Source organism: Allobosea sp. LC85 (genome assembly GCF_000735605.1).
Taxonomy (GTDB): domain Bacteria; phylum Pseudomonadota; class Alphaproteobacteria; order Rhizobiales; family Beijerinckiaceae; genus Allobosea.
In genome coordinates, this window is the sequence record NZ_JPKG01000034.1 from 14,900 (window position 1) to 33,503 (window position 18,604).

At 62.8% G+C, this 18,604-nt stretch carries 20 protein-coding genes and 1 tRNA gene; 5 read left to right on the forward strand and 16 right to left on the reverse strand.

Going from position 1 to position 18,604, the window contains the following annotated elements:
- Nucleotides 1–4 precede the first annotated feature (4 nt).
- Nucleotides 5–1,216 carry a D-alanyl-D-alanine carboxypeptidase family protein gene (locus FG93_RS17280; protein WP_052513888.1) on the reverse strand — a complete coding sequence of 404 codons (1,212 nt, stop codon included), beginning with the start codon at nucleotides 1,214–1,216 and terminating at the stop codon, nucleotides 5–7.
- Between the two features lie 49 nt (nucleotides 1,217–1,265).
- Nucleotides 1,266–2,423 carry a septal ring lytic transglycosylase RlpA family protein gene (locus FG93_RS17285; protein ID WP_348270481.1) on the reverse strand — a complete coding sequence of 386 codons (1,158 nt, stop codon included), beginning with the start codon at nucleotides 2,421–2,423 and terminating at the stop codon, nucleotides 1,266–1,268.
- 507 nt (nucleotides 2,424–2,930) lie between these two features.
- Between FG93_RS17285 and FG93_RS17295 the strand changes: the two genes are divergently transcribed.
- From FG93_RS17295 to FG93_RS17305, 3 genes are all read left to right on the forward strand, one after another.
- Nucleotides 2,931–3,020 (forward strand) — tRNA-Ser (locus tag FG93_RS17295).
- Between the two features lie 128 nt (nucleotides 3,021–3,148).
- Nucleotides 3,149–3,556, forward strand: a complete 408-nt coding sequence (locus FG93_RS17300) for a hypothetical protein (RefSeq protein WP_152579486.1) — start codon at nucleotides 3,149–3,151, stop codon at nucleotides 3,554–3,556.
- A 79-nt stretch (nucleotides 3,557–3,635) separates the two neighbouring features.
- Nucleotides 3,636–3,914, forward strand: a complete 279-nt coding sequence (locus tag FG93_RS17305) for a hypothetical protein (protein WP_043236605.1) — start codon at nucleotides 3,636–3,638, stop codon at nucleotides 3,912–3,914.
- Nucleotides 3,915–4,072: 158 nt separating this feature from the next.
- Here the strand turns inward: FG93_RS17305 and FG93_RS17310 are convergent, their stop codons facing one another.
- The 12 genes from FG93_RS17310 to FG93_RS17370 form a co-directional block, all read right to left on the reverse strand.
- Entirely contained in the window at nucleotides 4,073–6,502 is a 2,430-nt protein-coding gene (locus FG93_RS17310; protein ID WP_043236606.1) for a hypothetical protein, read from the reverse strand.
- A gap of 121 nt (nucleotides 6,503–6,623) precedes the next feature.
- Nucleotides 6,624–7,148: a hypothetical protein gene (locus FG93_RS17315; RefSeq protein WP_043236608.1), complete on the reverse strand. Its 525-nt coding sequence runs from the start codon at nucleotides 7,146–7,148 to the stop codon at nucleotides 6,624–6,626.
- 1 nt (nucleotide 7,149) lies between these two features.
- Nucleotides 7,150–7,620: a hypothetical protein gene (locus tag FG93_RS17320; RefSeq protein ID WP_052513890.1), complete on the reverse strand. Its 471-nt coding sequence runs from the start codon at nucleotides 7,618–7,620 to the stop codon at nucleotides 7,150–7,152.
- 131 nt (nucleotides 7,621–7,751) lie between these two features.
- On the reverse strand, nucleotides 7,752–8,081 hold the full coding sequence (locus FG93_RS17325; RefSeq protein ID WP_043236609.1) for a hypothetical protein: 330 nt from the start codon (nucleotides 8,079–8,081) through the stop codon (nucleotides 7,752–7,754).
- Nucleotides 8,082–8,181: 100 nt separating this feature from the next.
- Nucleotides 8,182–9,171, reverse strand: a complete 990-nt coding sequence (locus FG93_RS17330) for a hypothetical protein (protein WP_043236611.1) — start codon at nucleotides 9,169–9,171, stop codon at nucleotides 8,182–8,184.
- 42 nt (nucleotides 9,172–9,213) lie between these two features.
- The gene (locus FG93_RS17335) at nucleotides 9,214–9,489 is read right to left on the reverse strand and encodes a hypothetical protein (RefSeq protein ID WP_043236613.1); all 276 of its coding nucleotides are present in this window, start codon (nucleotides 9,487–9,489) and stop codon (nucleotides 9,214–9,216) included.
- A gap of 994 nt (nucleotides 9,490–10,483) precedes the next feature.
- The gene (locus FG93_RS17345) at nucleotides 10,484–11,101 is read right to left on the reverse strand and encodes a hypothetical protein (protein ID WP_052513891.1); all 618 of its coding nucleotides are present in this window, start codon (nucleotides 11,099–11,101) and stop codon (nucleotides 10,484–10,486) included.
- Nucleotides 11,102–11,175: 74 nt separating this feature from the next.
- Nucleotides 11,176–11,694 (reverse strand): hypothetical protein, encoded by a 519-nt coding sequence (locus FG93_RS17350; RefSeq protein WP_043236616.1) that lies wholly within the window; start codon nucleotides 11,692–11,694, stop codon nucleotides 11,176–11,178.
- Nucleotides 11,691–12,020, reverse strand: a complete 330-nt coding sequence (locus FG93_RS17355) for a hypothetical protein (RefSeq protein ID WP_152579487.1) — start codon at nucleotides 12,018–12,020, stop codon at nucleotides 11,691–11,693. The genes FG93_RS17350 and FG93_RS17355 overlap by 4 nt, the downstream gene beginning before the upstream one ends.
- Nucleotides 12,021–12,156: 136 nt before the next feature.
- The gene (locus tag FG93_RS17360) at nucleotides 12,157–12,597 is read right to left on the reverse strand and encodes a MarR family winged helix-turn-helix transcriptional regulator (RefSeq protein ID WP_043236619.1); all 441 of its coding nucleotides are present in this window, start codon (nucleotides 12,595–12,597) and stop codon (nucleotides 12,157–12,159) included.
- Complete coding sequence (locus FG93_RS17365; RefSeq protein ID WP_043236621.1) at nucleotides 12,594–12,911, reverse strand: hypothetical protein; 318 nt, start codon at nucleotides 12,909–12,911, stop codon at nucleotides 12,594–12,596. The genes FG93_RS17360 and FG93_RS17365 overlap by 4 nt, the downstream gene beginning before the upstream one ends.
- Before the next feature lie 145 nt (nucleotides 12,912–13,056).
- Nucleotides 13,057–13,626: a recombinase family protein gene (locus FG93_RS17370; protein ID WP_043236623.1), complete on the reverse strand. Its 570-nt coding sequence runs from the start codon at nucleotides 13,624–13,626 to the stop codon at nucleotides 13,057–13,059.
- Between the two features lie 236 nt (nucleotides 13,627–13,862).
- Between FG93_RS17370 and FG93_RS17375 the strand changes: the two genes are divergently transcribed.
- Nucleotides 13,863–14,207, forward strand: coding sequence for a hypothetical protein (locus FG93_RS17375; RefSeq protein ID WP_043236624.1), 345 nt, complete (start codon nucleotides 13,863–13,865; stop codon nucleotides 14,205–14,207).
- A gap of 227 nt (nucleotides 14,208–14,434) precedes the next feature.
- Nucleotides 14,435–15,544, forward strand: coding sequence for an FRG domain-containing protein (locus FG93_RS31930; protein WP_081881619.1), 1,110 nt, complete (start codon nucleotides 14,435–14,437; stop codon nucleotides 15,542–15,544).
- Nucleotides 15,545–15,576: 32 nt separating this feature from the next.
- On the opposite strand, the gene FG93_RS17385 is transcribed toward FG93_RS31930, so the two are convergent.
- Nucleotides 15,577–16,995, reverse strand: coding sequence for a tyrosine-type recombinase/integrase (locus FG93_RS17385; protein ID WP_043236626.1), 1,419 nt, complete (start codon nucleotides 16,993–16,995; stop codon nucleotides 15,577–15,579).
- Nucleotides 16,996–17,476: 481 nt separating this feature from the next.
- Nucleotides 17,477–18,553 (reverse strand): AI-2E family transporter, encoded by a 1,077-nt coding sequence (locus tag FG93_RS17390; protein WP_043236873.1) that lies wholly within the window; start codon nucleotides 18,551–18,553, stop codon nucleotides 17,477–17,479.
- Between the last annotated feature and the right edge of the window lie 51 nt (nucleotides 18,554–18,604).

Genomic DNA, 18,604 nt, shown 5'->3' on the forward strand with positions numbered 1-18,604 from the left:
CCGCTCAGGTCCTGCCGAGCGCCTTGCGCACCCAGCCGGTGGCGGCCTCCATCAGCGCATCGAGCGCGCGGCTGTGCAGGCTGCCGGCTCCGACCGTCTCGGCCGCGTAGAGCGGAATGTCCAGCGTCTTCACATCGCCGCGGGTGACAAGGAGCCGCCCGACCTCGGCGCCCTCCTGGACAGGGACGATCAGCGGCCCACGATAGGTGATGCGCGCGCTCAACCGGTCACTGCTGCCGCGCGGCAGCAGCAGGCTGACCGGTCCCTTGGCCTTGAGCCCGACCCGACCCTTCGCTCCGCCATAGACGCTAGCCTCGCCGACGATCTCGCCATCGGCGAAGAGCTGTCGGGGCTCAAAGGAGCGGAAGCCCCATTCGAGCAGCTTGCGGGCTTCCTGGGCACGGTCGCGGGCGGTCTTCAGCCCGTTCACCACCACGATCAGCCGTTGCCCCCTCTGCACCGCCGAACCGACAAGGCCATAACCCGATTCATCGATATTGCCGGTCTTCAGGCCGTCTGCACCGATATCCATGGCCAGCAGCGGATTACGGTTCTGCTGTCTGATCTTGTTCCAGACAAACTCTCGCTGCCCGAAGAGCTTGTAGAGTTCCGGATAGGTCTTGATGATGTGGTCCGACAGGCGCGCCAACTCGCGGGCGGTGACCTTCTGCTCGGGGTCGCCCATGCCGGTCGCGTTGCGGAAGACCGACTTGGTCAGGCCGAGCGCACGCACCCGCTCGGTCATCAACCGCGCGAAATTCGCCTCATCCCCGGCGATGGCCTCGGCGAGCGCAATCGAGGCATCATTGCCGGACTGGACGATGACGCCCTGCAGGATGTCGGAGAGCTTGATGCGGCTGTTGACCAACGCGAACATGGTCGAGCCGCCCGAAATGCCGCCGCCCTTGCGCCAGGCGTTCTCGGAAATGCCAATTTCGCTATCGAGCGTGAGCCGGCCCTGAGCGATTTCCTGGAACGCCACGAGGGCCGTCGCGATCTTGGCGAGACTGGCCGGGACCATGAGTTCGTCGGCGGCTTTTTCGTAGAGGACCGCGCCGGTGGCCGAATCGAGCAGCAACGCATGCGGCGCGAGAGACTGGAAGCTCTGGGCCAGCAAAGGCGTCGCGGTTGCCAGAACAAAAAAGGCCGTCAGCACAGCGCGCGCGGTGGCCGCAAATCTCGTAGCGATCGGAGCGCGATGGCGGGGCGGGTTCATGCCCCGATCTGAAGCAGAGGCGGGCTCAGCCGGTCAAGCCCGATACATGTCAATTGCGCGATAACGGCCGCAATGCCTGCGGAACCAGATCCCGTGCCAACGGGGTCTTGCGCGCGAAACGCTCGGCCGCATCGCGCTCGGGAGCGGCGAACAGGCTGGCGGTGCGCAGTGCTGGCGGCCGTGGCGGCAGGACGGCCGGGCGGAGCAGAACTGGGGTCGCAGCATTGGCGATGGTGTCGAGGTCAAATGGCCGGTTCGGCGGCAGCGGCGCGCCCCGGACCGGGACGCCGGCACTCGACGAGGTCGAAACCAGCGTTGCGGCGACAGGCGTGCCGGGCGCGATGGTGCGGACGGGCTGCGGCACATAGGCCTGCACGACCGGCTGCGGAGCCACCGGAGCCGCGGCAACAGGCTGGCGAGCCTGCTCGTCGCGCGGATCCTGGAGATCTGCGCTCGCCGTCCGGTTGGCGGCAACCGGGGCGTTGCTCGCGACCATCGTCGGCGCGCTGGTGCCGGGAATCGAGGCCGGCATGCCATCGGTTCGCAGGGTTGCGAGCAGAAGCTGGTCGTCGGAGCCGCCAAGCGAGGCCTGGCCGAGATATTCGAGCTTGATGCGAGCGGTGCCGAGGTGGCGGAAGGCCAGCGCGTCGGCCGTCTTCTGCGACACGTCCATGACGCGGCTGCCATGGTAAGGACCGCGATCATTGACGCGCACGATGATCGAGCGGTTGTTCAGGAGATTGGTCACGCGGGCATAAGCCGGCAGCGGCATCGTGGGATGCGCGGCGCTGATGCCGTCGCGGTCATAAATCTCGCCATTGGCAGTGCGCCGGCCATGGAAGGCCTCGCCATACCAGGACGCGGTGCCGACGGCGGTGTAGCCGACCGGCTTCTCATAAGGCGTATAGCGCTTGCCTGCGACGGAATAGGACTTGCCGACGAGCTCGCGGCCGCCACCCTTCGGCACAGGCTGGCCCTCTGCGATAACCCGGGGGCTGGCGGGGCCGTATTTCGAGGACGGGAACGCGCCGATCTCCTTCGACTTGCGGCGCGCAACCTGATCGTTGGCGCAATTGGCAAGGAGAAGGCCGGCAAGCGCTACACAGCCAAGTCGCGCAGCACGAAGAGCAAGGGAAGAGGAAGCTCTGTCCGAGTCGGTTACCACATGGGCCAATGCCGGAGCCGGAGAGCTTGCGCCTCGCATCATGGTAATCGTCCGTCGCTGCGCCGAAAGCCATCGCCCGGCCAAGCCGCATCCTGCGGCGAAGCCGAAGTTTTCGGTCAATCCTGTAAAGGGATCGTTAAGCGGGCGAATCGCCGAGCGCGAATGCCCCGATCCGGCATCTAGAGTGCCTTTGGGCGGGCCAAAGGTGTCCGAAATGCGGCAATTGTCAACCCGCGACCATTCCACCGCCATTTTTCAGACAGGCGTTGCCACAATGCAACGCCATTACTCGGCTGATTTCGGTAGCGGTTTTCTGCTGGGAATGGGCCTTCCGGTGGCCGCCAACCGTCAAGACGGTCTTGAAGCAGGCCTCCGCCAAATCCGGCGCGCGGCCCACAGTCCAGAGCAGCGCCCTGCCCACCTGCCCGGCCTCATTCCGACTCACATGCACGTGGCGGGACAATCCAGGCATGGCAAAGTGGAAGCCGCCTCGGCTCTGCGTCATCGCACTTGCAAAAACGCCTCGCACCCGGCAATGACAGGCCAGCCGGAAGGGTGGCCGAGTGGTTTAAGGCAGCGGTCTTGAAAACCGCCGTGGGTGCAAGCCCACCGTGGGTTCGAATCCCACCCCTTCCGCCAGAAATTCCACCGATCAAATTTCGCTGAATTATCAATATGATAAGAAGGCGGAAAATTGAAGTGGACCCAGAAAGCCCCCAAGGATGGACCCAGATTTGGACCCATCTAGCGCTCAGGAGTTCGACTCAGTGCGTCGCCAGACCAGCGCCGTCGCGCATATCGCCGCTGCCATGCTGGCTTTCGCGCTCCCCGCAGCGGCGCAATCTGTGCCCGTCGAGAAGCTGCAAGCGCTCTACCTGAGTCGGCTGGATGCGTGGGTCGTCTCCCGAGACGTCAAAACGGTTCAGGCGGAGGTCGTCGAGAACTGTGGCAAGATGATGTATCTGCGAGACCCTTCTCTTGGCAGCGCGACGACCAGCGACCTTAAAGAGGCGCTCGACATGCGTATCGACGTCTGCACGAAGATCACCGTCCATCGCGTAGAGCCCCAGCCTGAGTTCTCTAACCCGGCGATCAACAAGATCGTGTGCGGAGACATGCCTAAGAGCGAGCCGGTGATCGGCGTTCTGTGCGCCAAGGCGGGCGTGAAGGGCTGAGCAAGAAAAACTGGGGAGGCCCCGGCGCTAAGCGGGACGGACTATCTGTGCGCCGCCAGTTCCGCCGTAAGGTGATGTGATGACAGAGAAGCCAAAGCTGCTCCGGGATGGCCCGGCTACCGAGTTTAAGGTCATCCCCAACACGGCGCACGATCTAGAGGAGATGAAGCGCATCGACGCAGCGATGGCGCCCGTCTATGAACTGTTGAGGCACTTCCAGCGGGAGCGCGACCACCAGCCCTTCACTTCCCAAGCGCCTTGCCCCATTTGCGGTGGAACGGTCACCTACCAATACCGGGCACCGCTGGTGGGCGGCATGAAGTGCGACACCCCCGGCTGCATCCGTATCGCCTTGTGACGCCTCGGCCCCGAGAAAAAACAGGGGGAGGCTCCAGTTGAAGTCTCCCCCTGAGGGTCCGCTAGAACGCCCTCTCAGGCGCCTCGCGACGTGGTCGCCTGTCGTACTCGGGAAGGTCCCGCCCGGAGGTGATCCGAACGGGACCTTTTGGGAAAGCGTCAGTTGCCCCGGACGATGTCGCGATAGCGGCCACCAGGGGGGACGGCTTCCGGCGCATCGGCCTCCGTCGTTACGCCGTTCTTGATTGTGTCCACGGCACCCCAGAACGTGCCCTTGACGAAGTCAGCGACGGGATCACCTTTCGCTTCGTTAGCCTTGCGGCGCTCGACGATGCCGGGCTCTGGGAGCGGAGTGACCTGAATGACAGGTAGCTGTCGGGTGTCTCTGCCGGGGTCTGCCGGACCATTGAGACGCTTCTGCACCTCCTCCTGCTTCTCTGCGATGACCCTGCGCTTGGCATCTTCACGGGCCGTCTTGATCTTCATCAAGGTGTCGATGGTCACGATACGGTCGTTGGCGTCGTCGAGGATGCCGCCAGTATGGGTGTTGCGAAGTACCCACGCGCCGGTTCCCTCTACAGCGGGTTCGAGGGTGATGTCGCCCGCGTCGAGAAACTCACGCTTACCGTGCTTCCTGACGTATTCGTCGATGTGGGTCTTGGCCAAATCGGCAAAGTCAGGCGGCAGGGCGCGATCAGAGACGTCGATGTAATGGCCGTTGATTTGCTGATGAGTCCGCTTGTACTCGTCTGTGGCCCGTTTGATTGCGTCCTTAGACGACAGGCCAGCCCCCGCGAAGACGAACGACCGCTTGTGGATAGCCTGCAGGATGTGGCCCTTGTTGGTGGCCCCCCTGAACTCGCGGTCAACGGACTCAAGCAGCTCCTGACGAGTCCCCTCGCCCAGCAGCTCGCGGAACTTCACGGGGTCCTTGCTCATCGTAGTGAACTGGAGAGCGGCCTTGGACGGGTCCATGCCGACTTCTTGCACCATGACGCGCATGGTCTCCCACCGCTCACGCTCGTCCTTCGACAGGTGCGAGTTCAGCAGCGCGGGAGCCCTCGTGTAGAGTTCCGTGTAGCGGTTGTATCCCTCAACGAACGCGGCAGGCAGCTTGTCGCCCGAGGTGGTCACCGCCGAGACGGTCTTGATCCCGGCAGACATCGTCGACTTCCACTCGGGGTGGACCATGCCGTTCTGACGGACAGCGGGCAGTTCGCGGGCAAAGCGCTGCTCAGGGGTCTCCCGGTTCCGCGCCGCCACCTTGTCGCTGACCTCCAGCCACTGTTCGGTAGCCTTCTCCTTGTTCTTCTCGGCGCTGATCTCCTCGATCTCGCCGTTCTCCTTAGCCTGGATGGTGGGGCCGAGGCGGTGGAGATTGCCGTCGTTGACGGCTGCGAGGCGGGCATCCCGGTTGCGGATGTCGCCGCGGTCAGCTGCCTCGCGGTTGGACTGGTCACGGAACAGCTTCTGCTGCTCGTTCAGGCGCTTCTCGATCTCGGCGTTGCTTCTGGCTTTGAGTGCGAGGGCACGTTCGTCCGACATCAGGCCGGGGCGCTCTTTGACCAGTCGATCCACCTCGGCGGCGTCAAGAGTCCCATCACGGGAGGCTCTATCAAGCCGGTCCATGGTCTCGTAACCACCTTCGCGGTTCTTCTCGCGGCGCTTGCTGTCGGCCAGTTCAAGGAGCTTGGTGGCCTTCAGGCCGTGCTCGCGGTTGCCGAGAAGGCTGATGCCGTTGGCCCCCTTCGATTTGACAAGGGCAGTGACGAAGTCAACGTCCCCCTGCTCGGCGTAGCGCATGGCGATGTTGAGGACTTCACCCTCCTGCCACGAGGCATCGCGACCAGCCAGCAGCTTGTTGCCGGTGATCTCTCCCCGCACCAGCGAAACGATATCGTCGGCGTTCTTTCCCTCTGCCTTGCCGTTGGCGATGGTGCGCTCGATAAGGGCAAGCGCGCCCTGTGAAACCTGCTCGTCAGCCTTCTGAACGTTGTGCTTGAGCTGGCCGTTGCGGATGCCGTCCATGCCCGGCCGGACCAGCCTGAGGTACTCGTTGACGAAGCGACTGCCGGTGCCCCCGTGTTCCTTCATGCGGCCTTCAACACGCGACCGCAGGAACTCTTCGACGTCCACGCCGTCCTTCGGCCCGGTCGCCCATTCCTCTTGCCAGCGGGTGACGTCGTCCTGGGCCATCTTGGCGGCGAACAGTTCCTGCCCCTTCTCCTCGCGGAGTGAGGTGGCCAGTTCGCCGGTCGGATTGTCGCGCAGCTCCTTGCGGGCATCTTCAGCGCTGTGCGTCGCCAGCCACGCGTTCGAGGCGGCATGCTTGTCCTTCTGCTCGCCCTTCATGACCTCCCCGAAGCCCAGCAGGGCCGAGTTCAGGGGAGCCAGAGCGGCCATGAGGCGCTCGGCGTCGTTGTCCTTGGGGAGTGCGCCGGGGCGGGTATAGGTCTCGATAGGGGACGCGGCGGGCCGCAGCTTGGGCATCCGAGGGACGCCGTCAGACTGCAAGCCTACGCGGCCGGTGTTGCGCTCAAGGTCGGGCTTCTCCTGAAGACCGCCACGGAGGCCGGGTACAAGTGCCATGTTGAATTCCTGTGTTTAGACGGTTCGCCTCTGCGAAGGCGGCCTGTGGTGTTGAGGACAATGGAAAGCCCCGCCCGGAGGTGGTCCGAACGGGGCAACTCCGAGTGATTGATGGGGCGGGTTAGCTGCTGAACTTCTTGTAGGTGGACACCGAGTTGAGGCCGGCTGCCGCGATGCGGAGCCCGGCATCGGCGAAGCTGGGCTTCTGGCCGGTGGGCACCGCGTTGACCCGGTCCTTGTACTGGTAGCCCAGCCCCTTCTTCTCCTGCTGGAGTTGGGTGATGGTCCAGTCGGTGTTCTGGTCGACGCGGTCGTTGTGGCGCGCCTGTCGCCCCGAGAAGTCCCTTAGGAGCTGGTCGACGGACAGCCCGGAGATGCCAGCCTCGCCTGCCGCCACGCGGGCCGTAGCGCGGGCCTTGTTGGCGTCGAGGGCCACATCGAACTTCTCGGCCGAAGCCGCCTCCTGCTCCTGCGTTTGCCGGACGGAGATGTCGTTGTTCTTGTCCTCGAAGGCCTTGCGGGCATTGTCCTTGTTGATGTTGTAGGCGAGCGTCTGGTTCTTCGCTGCCATGTTCTGCTGCTGGTAGCCGATGACGGCCGAGGTCGCCGACACAGCGAAGCTCGCAGCCGTCAGAATTGTGGCCAATTCACACATGCTGAAGCCTTGCGAATTCGAGAAAGGGCCTGCGCTCCTTGCCCCACTGGGCATGCCGACGCAGGAAGCTGTAGCCGAGCCAGCGGAGCCACCCGATATGGACCGCGTTGCGCTCGTCTACACAGTTCATGAGGACCGGGAAGTCCCGATGGAACTCGGTGGTCATGGTCTTCGACAGGCGCAGGAAGGACATTCGGTTGTCCTTCACGGCGTCCGTACCGAGGAGCCACACGCTGCCCACAAGGGGCTCTGGCATCGGCGCAACGCCAAACATACATACCGGTTTGCCCTCCTGATTATCCGCAACAAGCGGACGGAGCGAGGCATTGAAGCCGAGTGTGAGCGCTTGGGCAGGGGTCATCTCAGAAGCCGAGACGATTTCCTCAACATCGGCCAAGCGCATGCGCGCAGCAATGTAGGCGATGTCTTCCGGCTTGGCCGGTCGGATTGAGAGCGTGTTCACGCCCTTTTGGCGAGGAGTTGGTTGCATTCTGACTGGGGCTTTCGAGGCGTTCGCTCGGCTTGCGAGCGAGGGATTGAGGACAATGGAAAGCCCCGCCCGGAGGTGATCCGAACGGGGCATTAGGATGGGGATTAGGTGGACGGCTGTAAGTTCGCGAATGCGTGCTTCAGGCTCTGGCGTGCCCGATGGACCGTGCCGATGGGCTTGCCCTTAACGACAGCGAGGTTGTGCCGGGTGAGGTTCAGAGGATCGCCGTCGAGGAAGGCCGTGCGCTCACGGCGTCCACATCTCTTGATGAGTAAGGCCACCGCGACGTGGCGATTGGTGAAAGGGCATAGGAGCTTGACGTTGCCGCCCGTCGCCCCCACTGCCCACTCATCGGCGGACGGGTAGCCGAGGGTCAAAAGGGCGTCGTAATCGTCAGCGTCTAGCCGCACGCGTGCAGCATCTTCGGTTTGCATGAGGTGGCTCTTCTGAAACGGAAAAGGCCCCCGAGAGGTGATCTCCCGAGGGCCTCGCTGAGGTTGAGTGGGGCCTGACCCGACTTTGGCTGTGGGGGCGTCAGCCGCGCGAGAGCTTCACCAGCCCCTGCCTCACGGCTGCCGCGTAGGACATCGTGCCGATGCCCGGCAGGTCGAGCACGACTTGACCATCGACCTTGCGGACCGTGACGCCCGTGTCGGACGTGGCCTCCATGATGTCAGCGGGCGTCGAACTCTCCCGGCTGGCGAGGTACTTGCTGACCAGCTTGGCGTAGGCCTTCGGGTTCCGATCCATGACGTGCTGGCTCATGGCATCCCTGAACTCTCCCCGATGGTGCTGTTCAGCCCACTCAACGAAGGCGTCAGGGTCAGTCACGCCACTGGTGCGGAAGGCCTTGGCAGCCTGCGCTGCGAAAGCGTCCTGTACCTTGGCGAGGTCTGTCTGGAGCATCTGCGGGCTGACGCCGGCAGCGTCTGCCATGGCGCGCAGGGTGTCGTTCGAGACCGCACCCTTGGCGATGACGTCCGTCATGGCGCGGATTTGAGCGCCTTCGGGCGTACCGTGCACGATGGTCTCGAAGAGGTTCTCCGCGCGGTGGTCGTCGAAGGCCGTCTCGTTGCCGGTATAGTCCGGCTGAACCTGCGCCTTCGGCGTCTCTGCGGTGCCCTTTCCTCCTCCAGCCTCCTTCGCGGCAAGTCCGGTGTCCCTGAAGTCGCCCTCCTTCCCGGCAAGGTAGCCGAGACGAAGAGCCACCTTCACAGTTGTGGGTGACCCGTTGATGGTCACGAGGTCGTTCATTCCCAGTTCGGCTGAGGAGCGCTGGAAGCCCGACTGCGTACGTCCCGTGGCGAGCACGTCCACGTTGGTCGGGTCCAAGTGGCCGTCGATGGATGGGCCATGGCTAACCGGGGGTGCGGTGATAGCCGACACATCCGGTCCAACGGCAATCTTCGGGGAGAAGCTGAAGGGGTTGCGGCTGGGAGCGGGCTCGCGGGTGGCATTGGCAGCGGCGCGGACGGCAGCTTCCCGCTGCTCGAAAACGGCAACGCCGTCGATGAGGTCTGACATGGTGGTGTCCTTGGAGAAAGGGGAAATGAGGAGCTGCCGCGATCAGCGGGCGAGATAGTCGTAAGTGGCGCTACGCGAGGCTGCCTCGGCGGCTTTGGTGTAGACCAGCTCGGCCACCGCCTTCTCGAAGGCAGCCTCGGCCTGAGCCTCAAGAGCCCGGACGTGGGAGGAGAGCTTGGGCCGTGCGGGGTCGTTCTGGCCGCACTTGGAAAGGGCTTCGTTGGCCACTGCCACGGCTCGCGTAGCCTCGGCGTAGGCGGCGTTGGCGGTAGCGAGGTCGGCGGGCGTCAGGGAAGCGCGGATGTGTTCGACGGACATGGCTGGTTCTTTCGTTTCGGGAAATGAGAAAGCCCCGCCCGGAGGTGATCCGAACGGGGCTGTGATGGGGATTGCTGGAGTCTGGAGACCGGTACAGCCGAGGCTGGCGGGGTTCAGCTAGTGGTAGTGCTGCCAAAGGAGGGGCGCTTCCTGTACCGCTCCAGGAGGATGTAGAACTGCCCCCGCGAGCCCACCCACAACTCGACACAACCAGGGCCGCGCGAGGCATCGATTGGGCGTCCGTTGCGGGGCTTTGTGATGCCGTTCAACTCGATGTCAACGGTGCCAAGGAAGGGGATGTCGAGGGCGTAGGTACGCATAGCGGGGGCCTGCTTCAGTCGAGCGATCAGCGGGGAGTTGCTGAACGGCGTGGTGGATACGCGGCAGCGGAGTCCTCGCCAATGCGGCCAAACGACTCCTTGCCTCGGTGAGAAATCACGACTAAGCTTCTGAAATACCTACCCTTTATCGCGTCAATCACACTTGTGGGTAGGTTCTCGGCTTGGCTCGCTGATCGACCCAGAAGCTGGAGCGACCACGGATCGGGGGAAGATTGGCCGGCTTGTCTGGGACATCGCGAACGGCTTCAGTGTCCACCGCGCTCCGTTGGGCAGCTCGGTATCTGCGCATTCGCTCCCGCCTTGTTTTAGGCAAGGGGAGGATACCGTCTCGGAATACCTCCGGGTACTGGCGGGGCGTGAAGGGTTCGCTTTCGACTCCCGTGTCGGCGTTGCGGACCACGAGAGCGGCGTTTGGGGACAATCCCCCCAGCCTCAGCACCGATAGCGACGTGGTGAGGGCCTGCCGGCCGGTGAATAGGGTCGTGCCATTCAGAGAAACGGAATAATCGCCCTGGCCTGCTGACCGGACGACGAGGACAACGGGTGGCGTCATAGGCCCTCCTGCGATGAGCGGGGATAGGGGACGAGCAACGGGGCAAGGCCCAGTTCAGGTCATTTTTCGGCGTGTAAATGTCTTGGGTAATATACTCGGGTCAATCAGCGTCATGCGTCAGCACGACCATTCGGGATAGCTTCTCGGTGACTGATAGTTCTTCAAGGGGCTCTTGCATCTTCCGCTTCCGGTAAGCCGTCTCTGAGGCCCGTTGATTGGCGTACCGCGTCACCAGAGCGGGCGAGACCTCCAAGGCCTTCGCCACCACATTGAGCTTGATGTCTGGGAAGTGATCTAAGACCCAACGGACTTCACCAGATGTCCCCAGGGGTTCGCGCCGGCCTGCCTCAAATGCAGACAGGGCTTCCCTGACGGTGGCGACCAAGTCGGAACTAGCTGCTTCGGCCTCGTAGTCCGTGACGGTCTCCGACCAGACCGAGGAAATTATCCCCTGCCCCTTCGGGCTGATGACGTCGAAGGCATGACCTGAGCGGGTGAAGTCGTGTCGGAGGCCGATGCCTTGGTCGACCAACTGCCGAGAAAGGCGGTAGCTTCTGCCCTCCCGCCCCAGCACGCCCATGTGGTGGAGGATTGCCCTGACCTTCCGGGGGCCCATGCCGTAGCGCTGGCCCAGCTCGGTCACCGTAATCCAGTCCCCCGGGCTCTGGGTCGTCAGATGACCTGTTCCCCGGTCGAGCACCTCTTGATGATATTCCATTCAGCAGGGCTCCAGAAATGATGAAGCCCGCACGAGGCGGGCACTAAGGGCGAGTGACGTTGTCGGAGAAGTGGTTAGCGGCAGCGCTTTGCTTTCGAGGTCTTCCGGCCTCCGGGTCCGTAGCTCCGTCCACGCCCCAGCATGGCGAAAGCATCGGAACGTGCGCCTCGCTCCTCGTCGTTGATGGCCGCAAGGCGGGCCTCTAGCCTGTCCTGCACCGCGCCCAGCTCGGCCGCCGCAGCATCGTCCACCGGGGCAAGCCGCCCGGCCACGACCATGTCGAATATCTCGGCAATGGACACCGCGAGGCTGTTGGCCCGCTTCGTCCCGGCCTTGGCGATGATGAATGCAGCCTGCGGTCTCGTGAGATGGTACTCGGTGACGGCGCGTTGGGCGCCCTTACCGACAACGATCATCACGCCATGTTGGCGCAATGATCCCATCGCCTCCAGCAGTGGCTGATGTCTCTTGATCAGCTTGCGGATGTCGGTGAGACGCTCGTAGCCGAGCGCACTGGCGAGCTTAAGGTCAGGAATAGTGGGCTCGCTCATCGCGAGCGGCAAGGGCAGTAAGGTTGCCGGTGAGGTGCTCATGGGCGGCTCCTATGAGGCCGCGTTGGGCGGATGAGGTTTTCCCGGCGAAGGTTCAGGCTGTCGCCGTCTTGGTATCGAACGGCACCGCTCTCGATGCCGAGGACGACCCGAGCAATCATGACGTTCAGGTTCGTTGCCGGGTCTTTGGCTCGGACGTAGTGATGACCGTTGCCGCTGGAGTTGAGGAACCACGAGGCGTTGCCTATGGCGGTCAAGACGCGCTCGTAGTCGGAGAGATAAAGGACGGCATGGGTCTGCGCCTTGGCGAACTGAACGCGCACCAAGGGGAGCCCACGGATGTCCTCCGCGAGTTCGATTAGGTTCATGTCTGGGGCCGATTGAGGGGGCCGGGTGGTCCGGCTGATTTCGAGGGGCGCCAAGTACAAGAGCGCCAAAAGAAAGATACCCGGTCACAACCGGGCGCTTCCTTTCCTAGTGTGGGTGGTAATTGCTTGGAGAGCCTCAGAGCCGCGCCAGCAGCCCCTTCACCGTCTCCTGCCCCCGAGCCGTGAGCGTCAGGATGTTGACTCTGCGGTCCTCGAAGTCCTCGCGAGATGTGATGAGGCCCAGCCCTCCACGGTCCGACAGGCGGTCCACGATGCGTGCCGCTGTGGACTGCGTCAGGGGCACGTACTTGGGCAGCTCCCGCTGGTAGATGCTCGGCTTGCTAGCGACTCGCAGGAGGACGAGGGCCGCGTTTATCTGCATGGCCTCATCGACCTCCGTCAGTGCCTCAAGGAACTGGATAGCTCGGTGCAGCGCGGGCGTGGGCAAGGTCGGCGTCCTGTAGGCAAAGGCGGGATCACCCAGTTGTGGGAAAAACCCAGCCTCGCCGTCCAATGACAAAAATGACTCGATCAGGTCTGACCGAGTCACGGCGTTGATGAATGCCGTTGTTGTCAATGCGTCGTCCGCAGTCCGAGAAGTGCGGAGAAGCTGGCGCGCGCCGCCTTGTTGAGCCGACCTTGCTCAAAGGCACTGGCCATCTCCTCGAACAAGTCCAGCTCAAGCCGCTGCCGCTCGACGCGCGAGCGAAGATCGTTGGCGAAGCTGCGGCCACCAGGAACGGCCTCGATGCGATCAATCATGTTCTCCGCGTCGTCCTGCTCCTCGCGGCCGGCTTCGATCATGGCGCGCATCTCGGCGACCGTGAGGCGGCCCGCTGCCGCAATTTCCGCCTGACGGATGTCGAGGTTGTCGTATGTCGTGTTCGTCATGGCTTGGCCCTTGTGTGGCAAGCGGGAGCGCCTGCCTTTGCTAGTGTGGGTGATTACCTGGCGTCACTTTGCGCGCAAGCACTTGATCCAAAAGGAAAAGGCCCGCCTTTCGGGCGAGCCCCGCAGAGAGCAAACTGTCGGCCAGTCACGCTGCCGAGGCAGCCCCGTCCGTGGCCTTCAGGATGCGATGCACTGACCCCTTCCCAATGCCCAGCCGCTTGGCGATGTCGCCCATGCTGGCACCCGTCGCGGCCAGCTCGCGCACCTCGTCGGACTTCGCCCTAGCTGTCGGTGCTCGGCCCTTGTAACGCCCCTCGGCTTTGGCCTTGGCGATGCCCTCGCGCTGCCGCTCCAGCATCATGTCCCGCTCGAACTCGGCCACGCTGCCCAGGACGTTCAGCATCAGCTTCCCGTTCGGTGTTGTCGTATCGATGCCCGCACCGACGATGCGCAGTTCTACGCCCTTCGCCTTGAGCTGCTCCACGATTGCCGAGAGGTGCAGCACCGAACGCGCTAGCCGGTCGATCTTCGTCACTGTGAAGACGTCCCCGCTCCGCATGAATTCCAGCACCTCGTCGAGTCTGGGGCGCGGCCCGACTGCGCTGGTTTGCTCGGTGACGATCTTCTCACATCCCAACGCCTTGAGGTCACGGACCTGAGCAGCCAAGCCGGCTTCCTGTTCGAGGGTCGAAGCGCGGGCGTAACCGATGAGCATGGCCGAGGGCTCCGTTCCAAAAGGTCTTAAACGGATGAGTCCTATCGTTCCGAAAGTCAATACCCTATTTCTATGGAACGACCTGGGAGCGGATTGGAACGTTCAGTATGGGCTTGACCTGTGGAACGGGATGGGGCTGGTCGCCTGTGGATAGCCGGCCGTCATCCGATTGCCTGAACGCGAGACGCGGTAGTGTAGCGGCCGACCTTGTCCGCCCCTGTTGAGAGGCTACCACGTTGGACCCGTTCTGGATTTATTTCGCCAGTTTCATCGCGCTGCTGGCATGCCTACCTGTTGCGGATTGGTGCAGAGGCCGGCGCTACGGCCGCGCCGTCTTGCCGGTTCTCGTGGTCGGGCTGCTGGCAGCCGTGGTGCTCTTCACCAAGGGCGTCTCGATGGCTTCCGACTGGACGGTGTTTTCTGTCGATACGAGCGGTCTTCACAACCCGAAAGCCCGGTTGGTCGGTAGCCTGCTTCCATACTGGCCGTACGTTGTCATGGCCTACAGCGGCTTCCTCGGGTTCTGCATCATGGTAGTGCTGAAGCGAGGGCTGAAGAGCCGCCGAAGCGTCACGCGCTGACTGGCGAAAAGCGGTCCCCAACGCTTCACGGAAGCGGGCGGCACGGGGGGAAGTCGCGCCGGCTCATTTATCGATAGGCGCTCAGATTTTTTCACCGGAACCAAGCGCTTTCTGCGGCCCTCCTCGGGCACGATCAATCGCTAGCACGATTTGGGCGGATAACTTCTTGGGGAGCGTTGCCGAAGCAATCGAACTGTGGCGTCTTGCTCGAAAATCGGAGCTAGCGCATGGATGGGCAGTGGATCGGTCGGTTCAACGGATCATCTTCCGGTGTATTTGTCGCTGACCTAGACGACCACAAGACCCACGTCGAAGGGCATGCCTTCCTATTTCAGGACGACCCGAGTATCCCCAATACCGTTGCCTTCGTCAGGACCGACAGCAAGGCTCCAAAGCAGTCGTTGACTGTTCAACCGACGGCCGTGGACCCGGACGGTTTACCAATTCCGCCAGAGATCCTAGCTCAACGCTACCCGGACGCAGTGTTTCCAGCGACTGCTTTGGTGCGGCTAGAGCTTGGGAACCGTGAACTGCGCGTACAATGGACGACGCCAGTCGAAACTTTCGGCGAAGCAACCTGCAAAGCCAGCTTGGCTGATCGGCCATCTGCGCTGAAGGCGGAGCCCAACATCACGACTTGGGTGAAATTTCGCCAGTATGTCGTGAAGCTGCCCGCCTATAAGTATGTCTTCCGAGGCCAGCCATCTCGTTGGCGACTACGCACGGCGTTTCATCGAACGCACCGTAAGGACTTGGTTCGCTTTACCCACCGCGACATAAGTGAATTACATCGCGTTCTATCTGCGCGAACCAGGCATTACTTCCATCTTGGAGACTCAGTGCAGAATGGGGCCTTTTGGCACCTCGCCCAGCATCACGGATATCCTACGCCACTCCTCGATTGGTCAGCATCCCCATTCGTTGCTGCCTATTTCGCATTTAGACCCGACGCATATCGGCCGCTGAACCAAGAATATGTCCGCATTTTTATGTTTGACGCTGAAGCATGGACGAATAGCTGCTCCCAGTACCGTCGAACTTCGGGCATCCGGCCTCACTTCTCTCTGCTTGACGCGGTAACCGTAGGCAATGAGCGGGCACTGCCCCAGCAAGCCAAGTCGTTCCTGACGAACGTCGATGATATCGAGGGCTACCTGAAGGACGTCGAAGAGGCGCACAACGTGCAATATCTGAGAGCTTTTGACCTCCCCTACAAAGAGCGGCTCGATGTCCTGAACGAACTCACGTTGATGGGCGTCACGCCGGGATCGCTGTTCCCCGGTCTCGACGGAGCATGCCAAGAGCTGAGGGCTCGATATTTCGGCTACAGCGGCTGACTCGGACGTGTTCTGGGCCGGGCCGGTGCTCGCTAGCCATAGGCCGGCAGCCTCACGGCCACCACACACGCCCGCTTGGCCTCCCCGGAAGCATCGCCCGCGTACCGGCTCATGGTCAGCCCCAGCGGCAGCTTAATGCCCTCTAGGCTCGCATTCTCGACAGCGTGTCCTACCACTTCTGCAATCGTCCAGACGCTGTAGCCCTTGGCCCCCTTGTCCAGCTCATCGGCGGCTTTGCGCACGAACCAGCGCCGGAAGGAGTGGAAGTCGATGTTGCTCTGCCTCTGGCCCGGCAACGGCCTCTCGTCCACCTTCAAGCGGCGGCGTTCGCGGGTGAAGACCTGAGAGACGGGAGCGCCCCTGCCCCGCTTCGAGTCGGCATCCTGTTCCGGCAGCTCATGGAACAGATAGTCGCCGGGCTTCTTGCCCTTGATGCGGGTCGTGACGATGTCCGCAAGGTCAGGGTGAATGGGCACCGTGCGGCGGAAGCCGGCAGCGGTCTTCGAGTGGGAGATGGTGAAGCCCTCCTTCCCGACGTCTGAAACCCTCAAGCCGGCTATTTCATCGACCCGCATGCCCGTCAGTGCGGCGATCTTGCAGAACTCCGGCAGCACAGTCGCAACCGAGCCCTTGAGGACCACAGGGCCGCGCCCTACGCCAGCCAGCAGAGTCTTCACCTCGTCGTCAGTGAAGGGGCGCTTATCGGCACTCTGTGGCCCTTCAAGAAGATCGGCTTCCGAGCGGACGGCGCGCTTCTCGATGCTCTGGCCGGTCCACGGGTTTTCTACCTGCCCCCAGCGCTTGACGAGATAGGTCCAATAAGACGCGAGGCACGAAATGGCGCGGTTCGCGCTCTTGCGGTGCATGTTCGTGACGATCATCCTGTCGTGGATGAATTCACCGGCTATCCGCTTCGTCACCGCCTCAACCGTCACGCTGTAGCTCTTCGCCTCCAACCAGTCGGCCAGCCACCCAACGTGGCGGCTGATGTCGTCGGAGTAGCCCTTGGCGAAGCGCTTCTCCCGGTAGAACGGTTGCAAGGCGAGCTTCAGAGGCGTCTGCTGGCCAGCCGCTACCGCAACGAAGGACTGGGCCACGGCCTGCCCCGCTGCCTGCCTGACGGCATCCACACGGGCGTCCAGCGCGTAGATGGCGTCCCCGTTGTCATCATTGGCCACGGCCTCGCGCCAGCTCATGGCCTCTTCGGTGAAGTCCTGAAGGATGACGGGCAGCTTCCCCTTCGGGTTCTTGATGCGGCCCCGAAGGCGCTTGATGACGTCGACCTTCTCCCGCTCGGCCTCCAGGGGGTCCGCGGTGGTCAGCACCTCGCGGAGCTTCGCGGCCCCTACCGCACCCCTTCGGCTGGGCGGCACGGTTACAGATACGCGGATGCTGCTGCCGTGCCATTCGAGGTTCTTGCCGAGCTTCTTGAGGCGTGGTTTGCGGGCCATGGGTTGACGTTTCCCGGAGCAATGTGGACCCACAAATGAGTCAAAAAAGCCCCCAACGCAAGTCCTTCTAGATCAGCGACTTAGGACTTATCAACGGCTTAGCCTCCGGGTGGAATATCGTCCCACCCCTTCCGCCAGATGTTTTGCAGTAAGCGCACGATGTTTCTCTTGTCTCAGAAACCATCTCGGCACGTACCCTCATCTCCGTCCAACGCACCGAGGTTCGTCGTGAGACGTGGTCTTGTCGGGCTCTACCGTCGCTGCGCGCCCGTGAAGCGCGAAGTTGCGCTGCGTAGTCGTCTGCACCCAGGACCGATCTCGCGATCGACGGGGCTGCACTGAAGCTCCGCTCTCTCGTCCAGGGAACGCTCGGAAAAAGAGCAAAAGATCGGCCCGCGCAATTGGTCTATGGACAGGCCCGGTTTGCCACCATCGCCGGCGATAGACCTTGCAGCCTGTCGATCCTCCCCCGGCCATTTCGTCATACTGAGTCTGGCCCGTCCGAGACGGGGCGCTCCGAACCCTCCAGCGACCGCCGCCACGCGAAGCGCAGGATCACGCCCAGCGATGCCGCGAGAGGTATCGCCAACAGCACGCCGATGAAGCCGAACAGCCATCCAAAGGCGAACAGCGCAAACATCATCCAGACCGGGTTGAGGTTGACGCGACGGCCAATGAGATGCGGCGACAGCACATAGTCGGCGAGCATTTCTCCCACGATGAAGATGCTCCCCACAACAGCGACCGGCACCCAATTCGGCCAGAACTGGGCCATCGCAACGCAGGCCGCCACGAAGAACCCGGTGGCAGCGCCGAAATAGGGAACAAAACTGATGAGGCCGGCAGTGATCCCTATCAGAATGGCGTGGTTGAGCCCGGTCATCTTCAGGGCCGTCGCATAAAGCACGACCAGAACGAGACAAATGACGATCTGGCCGCGCACGAAGCCGGCGATCGTATCGTGGATTTCACGCCCAAGCGCCCGAGCATCGTCGCGATACGCCGGGACAAACCAGCCATCGACCGTCGCCAGCATGCGTTGCCAGTCAATGGCGAGATAGATGGCAATGATCGGCGTCACCACGAGCAGCGAGAGAAGGGAGACCAGGGCTAGCCCGCTCGACCATAACGAGCGAAGGAAGCCATCGAGCCAGTTGCTGCCCATCGTCTTGGCGAGATCGGCGGAGGATTGCTCGATATGGAGTTCGCCACCCATGACAGTGTGCAGCCAGGGGCGGCTCGCATCGGTCACGAGCGACTGGAGCCGTGTAAAGTAGCGGGGAAACTCCTCAACGAAAAACCTGAGTTCGCCAATGATCGCCGGCAGCATCACCAGGAGAAAGGCAATGAGACCGGCAACCAGCGGCAGGAAGACGGCCAGGGCTGCAAGGGAACGATTCATCCCGAACCGCTCCAATCTGTCGACCACCGGAACGATGAGATAGGCGAGCAAGGCACCCACCACAAACGGCAGCAGGATCTCGCGCAACAGCACCAGCACGACCAAGGCGACCACAGAGATCGCAATCCAGAACCTGGCTGGCTGCGCGATCCTCATCGACGTTCTGCGCACATGCGATCTCGAGCTCAATTGCAGGCTTCACTGCCC